Below are 2,330 nucleotides of genomic sequence, written 5' to 3' on the forward strand. Positions count from 1 at the left end.
CTGGAGGCAGCTCCTTTCGGACTGGCACTGAACAGCCAGTTCTTCCGGCCGACAGTGAATGGCCTGATTGCATTCTCGCTAAGATTATTGGACAAACTGCAATGACCGTCTTCCAGATAAGTCATCAGGGTGTCTTTCCGATTTTGGGCATAGTTTACCGCTTTCGCCAAACGGGTTCCTTTGTTTGGGCGCTGTTGATCCAGCCAATTCCAGAATGCCTCCAGTATCGGCTTCTCCTTTTCAAGACGAAATTGTTTTCTCTGCTCCGCAGTGTGATTTTTTGCTTTTGAGTACCGCTCACAATCAAACAGCTTGGAACAGAACTGTACTCCCTGCACTGCCGGAAGGCTGTAATCATACTCTTTCCCTTTCGGTATGGCATCTGTGAAGTAACGTCTCACATGTGCCCAGCAAGAGCAGCGTTTGATATCCGGCAGATTATTATAACCCTGGTATCCATCTGTCTCCAGATATCCGCTGAACCCCTGTAGGAAAGATGCTGCATGGAACTTTGCCCTTGTCTCTGTGTAATGGTAGAGCAGGATCGGCGGAAGTCCATCTTCTCCACTGCGGAAGAGCCACATCCAGGAATCCGTTTCAGGATTACGCTCCGGCTCATTCAGTACCTGAACCCGGGTTTCATCTGCCATCAGATATTTACGCATCCGTAACTGACGGTGAAAATAATCATAAACATGACGGAGATAATTCTCGGCACAGTAAATGATCCAGTTAGCAAGCGTAGCCCGGCTTAATGGGACACCCAGTTGCTTCCAGTCCTCTTCCTGCCTGTTTAACGGCAGACCATTCTGGTACTTCTGGTGCATTGCCCATCCGACAACGGATTCCGATGCATAACTTTCCGGGATCAATGCTTCCTGAACAGGGGCTTTGACAAATGTCTGATCATCCGGATGTTCCTCTGATATGGCACACTCCGGGCATTTATAGGTTTCACGATAGATATTTACTACTTTTCCCTTGGCCGGGGTAAAACGAAATTCATGGCGGACGAATTCTTTCCCAATACCTTCCATCTGCGTTCCGCAGGTTGGACAGTTTCGCTCCTCCTCCGGAAGAGAAATGATCTCGTCGCAGGAAGGAACATTTTTAAAGAAATCAGCATGTGTCCGTCTTGCTTTTCTCTTATGTTCCGGAACAGTGATGTCATCAGGAAGTTCCTGTTCCCATGTCGGATCTGCTTCCTGCTCGGCTTCATCAAAAAGATTCAACTGGCCATCAATATCTTTCCGTTTTTCACTGGAAGTACCAAAAAGTTTCTTCGTGAGATATTCAATCTGCTGACGAAGGTTTTCTTTTTCCAGCCGGTCTGCTTCCAATGTTTTTTGTAAAGACTGGATCAGTTCTGTCTGTGTGGAAATCGTCTTATTCAGTTGGTTGATCATGTCCTTGTACGCAAGGATTTTTGAATCTTTTGAATTGCCAGCCATATGTTTTCTGCTCCTTTTTCACTGCTCTTATTATACCATAAAAAGCAATGAAAAAGAAGCAGAAAACCCAGCATTTACAAGGGATTTCAGACATGATACAGGGTGAGAAGCCCCTCCGTTTCTGTTGGTTGGCATAGATGTTTTACGCGATCATTCCGTAGGTTTGAATGCCTTGGGTTGTTCGATTTCAAGCCCGGACATGAGCCAGTCGAATTGCTGCCAGGTCAATTGTTTTACTTCCAGCTGATTTCTGGGCCAGCGAAACCTGCCCTGAACTTCCATACGTTTATACAGCAGCACAAATCCGTCAGATTCCCAGAGCAAAGCTTTGATCCTGTCACAACGTTTTCCACAGAAAAGATACAGGGCACTTCGCCTTGGATCCATATGGAGTTGATCCTCTACAATAGCACACAGCCCGTCAATGGATTTCCGCATATCCGTTCTGCCTGTTACGATATAGATTTCATCGGCGGCTGTGATATCCCCTAACATTCCAGCTCCTTCACAATTCGAAGCGTTTGAGCCAGAAGCTGAGGATCTGTTCCATTTGGTATTGTTAGATGAAAGCTGCCTACAGACAGCTTCATTGACTCTGCTACAGAAAAGTTATTCCTTTCCGTAGCTGCCGGAATTACATTTAATGGCTGTTCATAAGGAATCGGGTCAGTATCATGAAACTCCACTCTGACAACTTCCTGGCCTTCTGGTGCGCGATAGGTGCGTCCAGTTGACGCCGGCAAATCCACACAACCTTTCTGACGCAGTCTTTTTACCCAGTTGTAAAAAGTTCCTGGCTTGATATCATGTTCCACACACCATTGATGATCTGTCAATCCACTTTGACGGCATTCCATGATGAGACGGTATTGTTCTTCG

3 protein-coding genes are annotated in these 2,330 nt (G+C 46.2%); all 3 read right to left on the reverse strand.

All coding sequences use genetic code 11. From position 1 onward, the window contains the following. Positions 1–1,451 (reverse strand): IS66-like element ISRgn2 family transposase (locus DXA93_RS17435; protein ID WP_119208896.1); only part of this gene is annotated, 1,451 nt, incomplete at its 3' end. 150 nt (positions 1,452–1,601) lie between these two features. Further along, positions 1,602–1,946 carry an IS66 family insertion sequence element accessory protein TnpB gene (gene tnpB, locus DXA93_RS17440; protein ID WP_009246070.1) on the reverse strand — a complete coding sequence of 115 codons (345 nt, stop codon included), beginning with the start codon at positions 1,944–1,946 and terminating at the stop codon, positions 1,602–1,604. After that, on the reverse strand, positions 1,940–2,330 hold a 391-nt coding region (tnpA, locus tag DXA93_RS17445; RefSeq protein WP_147399565.1), incomplete at its 5' end, for an IS66 family insertion sequence element accessory protein TnpA. The genes tnpB and tnpA, both read right to left, overlap by 7 nt.

The organism is Blautia sp. OF09-25XD (assembly GCF_003482095.1).
Classification (GTDB): Bacteria; Bacillota; Clostridia; order Lachnospirales; family Lachnospiraceae; genus Fusicatenibacter; species Fusicatenibacter saccharivorans.

Excerpts from the sequence above, each read along its gene's own strand:
- tnpB (WP_009246070.1), bottom strand. The coding sequence starts at position 1,946 with ATGTTAGGGGATATCACAGCCGCCGATGAAATCTATATCGTAACAGGC.